This is a genomic window from Bacillus hominis, assembly GCF_018332515.1.
In the GTDB taxonomy this organism is placed as follows: Bacteria; Bacillota; Bacilli; order Bacillales; family Bacillaceae_G; genus Bacillus_A; species Bacillus_A hominis.
Genome location: NZ_BOQD01000094.1, coordinates 1 through 4,754, shown reverse-complemented (window position 1 = coordinate 4,754; position 4,754 = coordinate 1). Strand labels below are relative to the sequence as shown.

Here is a 4,754-nt window from a genome sequence, read left to right as displayed (position 1 = left end):
TAGGGTGGTACCGCGATATATATCGTCCCTACGTATTTACGTAGGGACGTTTTTTATTTAGGTCTTAACTTTGTTGTGTCTTCATAACTAGGGTGGTACCGCGATATTTTATCGTCCCTACGTATTTGCGTAGGGGCGTTTTTTATTTAGGTCTTACTTTTGTTGTATCTTCATAACTAGGGTGGTACCGCGATATTTTTGTCGTCCCTACGTATTTACGTAGGGGCGTTTTTTAGTTGAAAGGAAGTGGCTGTATTAGATCGGGTTGGTAATAGAACAATATGAACATAGACAGATTATAACGAAAAAAGAAATAGAAAAAGAGAGGAGATAAAAAGATGAATTCACAGCAATGGACATCGAAATTAGGTTTCGTATTAGCTGCAGCAGGTTCAGCAATTGGTCTTGGGGCGATTTGGAAATTCCCATATATGGCCGGCATTGGAGGGGGCGGTGCATTCTTCCTTATTTTCATCGGTTTCACATTATTAATTGGATTACCGCTATTATTAGCTGAATTCGTTATTGGAAGAAGTACACAAAAAGAGGCCGTTGATGCGTACAGAGAGATTGCTCCTAAAACGTTATGGCCGTGGTTAGGTAAATTAGGGATTGTAACTTGTTTCATATTACTTTCTTTCTACAGCGTTGTAGGAGGTTGGATTATATTATATTTATGGAATGCAATTACAGGTAGACTATGGGAAGGAAATGGGGCATACGAAGCTACGTTTGGTGAAATCATTTCCAATCCGTATTTAGCAGTTGGATCACAGCTATTATTCATCCTTATTACTATTTTTATCGTAAGTAAAGGCGTGCAAAATGGTGTTGAAAAAGTAAATAAATATTTCATGCCAGCACTATTCGTTTTATTCTTTGTATTAATCGTTCGAGCACTTACATTAGACGGTGCTGGAGAAGGAGTTCGCTTCTTCTTACAACCTGATTTCTCAAATGTAACGTCAGAAATTATTTTATATGCAATGGGGCAATCGTTCTTCTCACTATCTGTCGGTGTAGCCGTTATGGTAACGTATAGTTCATACTTACCTAAAGAAGAAAGTTTACCACGTTCGGCATTTTCAATCGTAGCTTTAACGCTTGTTATTACATTACTTGCAGGGCTTGCGATCTTCCCAGTTGTATTCGCATTTGGAATGGAACCATCTCAAGGGCCGGGACTATTATTTATCGTATTGCCAGCTATTTTCAGTAAAATGGCGTTCGGAAAATTATTCTTCATCGTTTTCTTATTACTATTCTTCTTTGCTACTATTACATCAGCAATTTCGATGTTAGAAATTAGCGTTGCATCTTTAACAACTAAAGGTAAAAGTAAAGGGAAACGTGAAAAAATGGCCCTTATCGTTGGATTATTAATCTTCGTTGTTGGGGTTCCATCAGCATTATCATTCGGTTTGTTAAGTGATGTGAAACCATTTGGAAAAACAATTTTTGATTTAGCAGATTATGCGGTTAGTAACATACTAATGCCACTTGGTGTTTTATTAGTTTCCATCTTTGTTCCTTTAAAAATGAAGAAAGATGTATTAATGAAAGAGCTTGGTGTAAGTAAAAATAAAGGCTATAAACTATTCGTATTATGGTTATTCTTACTTCGCTATATCGCACCAATTGCGATTATTATCGTATTCTTAAATGTACTTGGAATTATTTAATAAGAAAGGTAGCGTATCGTGGTATGATACGCTACCTTTTTATCCCGTAAAAGCCCGATTGGTTCAACTACTAATCAGTGGGGGATGGACAAAACCCCCACTGATTAAAGTTTCACTTTATTTTGCTCTTTTTTGCAGTTCATTTACTGTTACAAACTGATAGCCTTTTTTAGATAAAGAATCTAAAATACCTTCAATGGTCTGTAAATTTTCATTAGATTCATCATACATAGAGTGCAATAAAATGATAGAACCAGGTTTTATATTCTTATTGACGTAGTCAACTTTATCAGCCGCAGATTTATAAAAAGTATCAGGTTCAAGATCCCATGTGATCGTTTCGATATTATTTTTATTTAAATAGTATGGTAGTCCGATTAACTTCTTACCGTTAGGTGGTCTAAAATCAATTTCGCCTGTATATCCGGTTTGACGGATTAATGAATTTGTTTTTTCTAATTCATTTTTAATAAAAGAAGGTGTTTTGAAAACCATTCTTTTATGGGAATATGTATGGTTCCCAAGTTGATGTCCAGATTGAACAATTGCTTTTCCTATTGGTAAATTTTTTTCTAATTCATTTCCAATAACAAAGAAAGTAGCTTTCGCGTTGTACTTATCTAGAAGTGGTAATATTTGTTCTACACTTTTTGTAGGACCATCATCAAAAGTTAAAGCAATCACTTTTTCATTTGTTTCAACGCGATTCGTTAGCTCTCCAAATAATTGAAAGCTTCTTGCATTCATTAATTTGTACGTGCCGAATAACGCTATGACAATAATGAATAGTGTAACGGTTGTAACAATGATTTTTTTCTTCATAATGCAACCTTACGATACTTTTTGATTCAATTAAAAAGTATTATATCAAACTGCGTAACTTGTTGCTCCAAAAAAGCATGAAGATGCAAGTAATGGAAATTTATCATATAATAAAATGAAATCAAAAGGTATATTAGGAGGTGTTTACATGGCGATTACAATTCAATTGCCAGACACTGCAACGTCTCATGCAAAGCCAAGTATGGAAATGGCGATACTTTGCGTGAGGTAGACAAGTAATATACAATCGCCCAAATGAGCTTATATCATTTGTTTTATATTTGGCTTTGCACCTTATTGAAATGAATCATAAAAAATAAGGGGCGAGCAGAAATGAAATACGTAAAGGCTAAGGCTGTTTTACCAGAGAGTTTAATTGTTGAAATTCAAAAGTATATACAAGGTGAAACAATTTACATTCCGAAACAAGAAACAAAACATTATAAATGGGGTACACGATCTGGCGGAAGAAAACAACTGGATGAAAGAAATAAAGCAATTAAAGACGCTTTTAAAAGTGGAATTGCAATTCATCAATTAGCAGAAGAATATTTTCTTTCCGGAGAAACGATTAAAAAGATTGTGTATTCTAAATAAACAAAAGTAAAAGAGTCTGATTCGAATATTATTTTGAATCAGACTCTTTTTACTTTGTATGTATTGAATATGGATGGGCATGATAATATCAAAAATGCAACGTCTATGTATTAAAAAGAATACATAGAGTGCGGGTTAAAGCAGAAAGGTGAACAACTATGAATCATCTTGGACAAATAACGATAGAACTGTTTTTTGGTTTTTTTATTCTATTGATTGCTACTAAAATATTAGGGAAAACACAAATATCGCAGCTAACGCCTTTTGATTTTATTTCTGCTATTGTTCTTGGAGAACTTGTTGGAAATACTATATATGATCCGGAAATAAAAATATGGTCTATTTTATATGCAGTACTTGTATGGGTAGTGTTAATTTATGCAATAGAAGTAATAACGCAAAAATTTAGAGGAACGAGAAGCTTTTTTGAAGGCTCACCTTCAATCATTATCCGTAACGGATATATTGACCGGGAACAACTAAGTTCAAATCATTTGGATATTGACCAATTACAGCAAATGCTTAGGCAACAAAAAGACATATTTTCAATCCGAGAAGTTGAATATATGATATTGGAACCTAACGGAAACATAAGTGTTCTGAAAAAAAGTAAATATGAATCTCCCACTATAAATGATTTAAGTTTAAAACATAAGCCTGTATATTTACCTATTTCATTAATTAGTGATGGAAAAGTAGTTAAGGATAATTTGAGGGAAGCGGGTTTTGATGAAGGTTGGCTTTATAAGCAAATTAAGCAAAAAGGTATAACTAAATTTGAGGATGTACTATACGCAGAATGGAAAACAGATGATGGATTCTTTTGTCAGGAGATGAAAAGGTTAAAATAGTAGTAAAGAAAACACCTCCTAGAGGCATGCCTGTGTAAAGTTCTTTTCTAAATCATCTTTTGCATTTCATAAAACATGATCATTGTATACAATAAAACTAGATCAACAATTTGTATGGAGTGATAAAGATGGAAGCTTTTATTAGAAGTGATCAATATAATTTTATAAAGTCACAAGCTTATATTTTAGCAAATGGACATGCAACGGCAAATGATAGAGGAGTAATTCAAGCGTTAAAATCACTTGCGATTGAAAAGATAATACATGTATTTGAGAATTTAACGGATGAACAGAAAGAGTTAATTGATACGGTATTAACAGTCCAAAATAGAGAAGATGCAGAATCATTTTTACTGAAAATAAATCCGTATGTAATTCCGTTTCAAGAAGTTACTGCACAAACATTAAAAAAATTATTTCCTAAGGCGAAAAAATTAAAGCTTCCTGATATGGAAGAACTGGATATGAAAGAATTATCTTATTTAAGCTGGATTGACAAGGGATCAAGTAGGAAATTTATTATAGCGAAAAATAATAAAAATAAGTTTGTTGGTCTGCAAGGAACATTCCAAAGTATAAATAAAAAAAGTATTTGTTCCTTATGTCATGGACATGAAGAAGTAGGGATGTTTTTAGTTGAAATAAAAGGAAATATCCCAGGAACGTTTGTTAAAAAAGGAAATTATATTTGTAAAGATGGTGTAGCTTGTAATCATAATATGAAATCGCTTGATAAATTGAACGATTTTATTGAGAGATTGAAGAAATAAATAGAAAATCTCTAGTGCTTAAGCTAGAGGTT

The 4,754-nt window shown here is 33.0% G+C and carries 5 protein-coding genes; 4 read left to right on the top strand and 1 reads right to left on the bottom strand.

The genetic code is table 11. The features are described 5' to 3' along the window. Positions 1-338 precede the first annotated feature (338 nt). Positions 339-1,682 (top strand): sodium-dependent transporter, encoded by a 1,344-nt coding sequence (locus tag KI356_RS10985; protein WP_002012165.1) that lies wholly within the window; start codon positions 339-341, stop codon positions 1,680-1,682. A 117-nt stretch (positions 1,683-1,799) separates the two neighbouring features. Here the strand turns inward: KI356_RS10985 and KI356_RS10980 are convergent, their stop codons facing one another. Continuing rightward, the gene (locus tag KI356_RS10980) at positions 1,800-2,504 is read right to left on the bottom strand and encodes a polysaccharide deacetylase family protein (RefSeq protein ID WP_212935426.1); all 705 of its coding nucleotides are present in this window, start codon (positions 2,502-2,504) and stop codon (positions 1,800-1,802) included. Positions 2,505-2,837: 333 nt separating this feature from the next. On the opposite strand from KI356_RS10980, the gene KI356_RS10975 reads away from it, so the two are divergent. The 3 genes from KI356_RS10975 to KI356_RS10965 all read left to right on the top strand — a co-directional run bounded on the left by KI356_RS10975 (position 2,838) and on the right by KI356_RS10965 (position 4,722). Next, positions 2,838-3,101 (top strand): CD3324 family protein, encoded by a 264-nt coding sequence (locus KI356_RS10975; protein ID WP_128281461.1) that lies wholly within the window; start codon positions 2,838-2,840, stop codon positions 3,099-3,101. Between the two features lie 158 nt (positions 3,102-3,259). After that, entirely contained in the window at positions 3,260-3,952 is a 693-nt protein-coding gene (locus tag KI356_RS10970) for a DUF421 domain-containing protein (protein ID WP_128281460.1), read from the top strand. 128 nt (positions 3,953-4,080) lie between these two features. Continuing rightward, on the top strand, positions 4,081-4,722 hold the full coding sequence (locus KI356_RS10965) for a FusB/FusC family EF-G-binding protein (protein WP_212935425.1): 642 nt from the start codon (positions 4,081-4,083) through the stop codon (positions 4,720-4,722). Positions 4,723-4,754 lie beyond the last annotated feature (32 nt).

Excerpts from the sequence above, each read along its gene's own strand:
- KI356_RS10980 (WP_212935426.1), bottom strand. The coding sequence starts at position 2,504 with ATGAAGAAAAAAATCATTGTTACAACCGTTACACTATTCATTATTGTC.
- KI356_RS10975 (WP_128281461.1), top strand. The coding sequence starts at position 2,838 with ATGAAATACGTAAAGGCTAAGGCTGTTTTACCAGAGAGTTTAATTGTT.
- KI356_RS10970 (WP_128281460.1), top strand. The coding sequence starts at position 3,260 with ATGAATCATCTTGGACAAATAACGATAGAACTGTTTTTTGGTTTTTTT.
- KI356_RS10985 (WP_002012165.1), top strand. The coding sequence starts at position 339 with ATGAATTCACAGCAATGGACATCGAAATTAGGTTTCGTATTAGCTGCA.
- KI356_RS10965 (WP_212935425.1), top strand. The coding sequence starts at position 4,081 with ATGGAAGCTTTTATTAGAAGTGATCAATATAATTTTATAAAGTCACAA.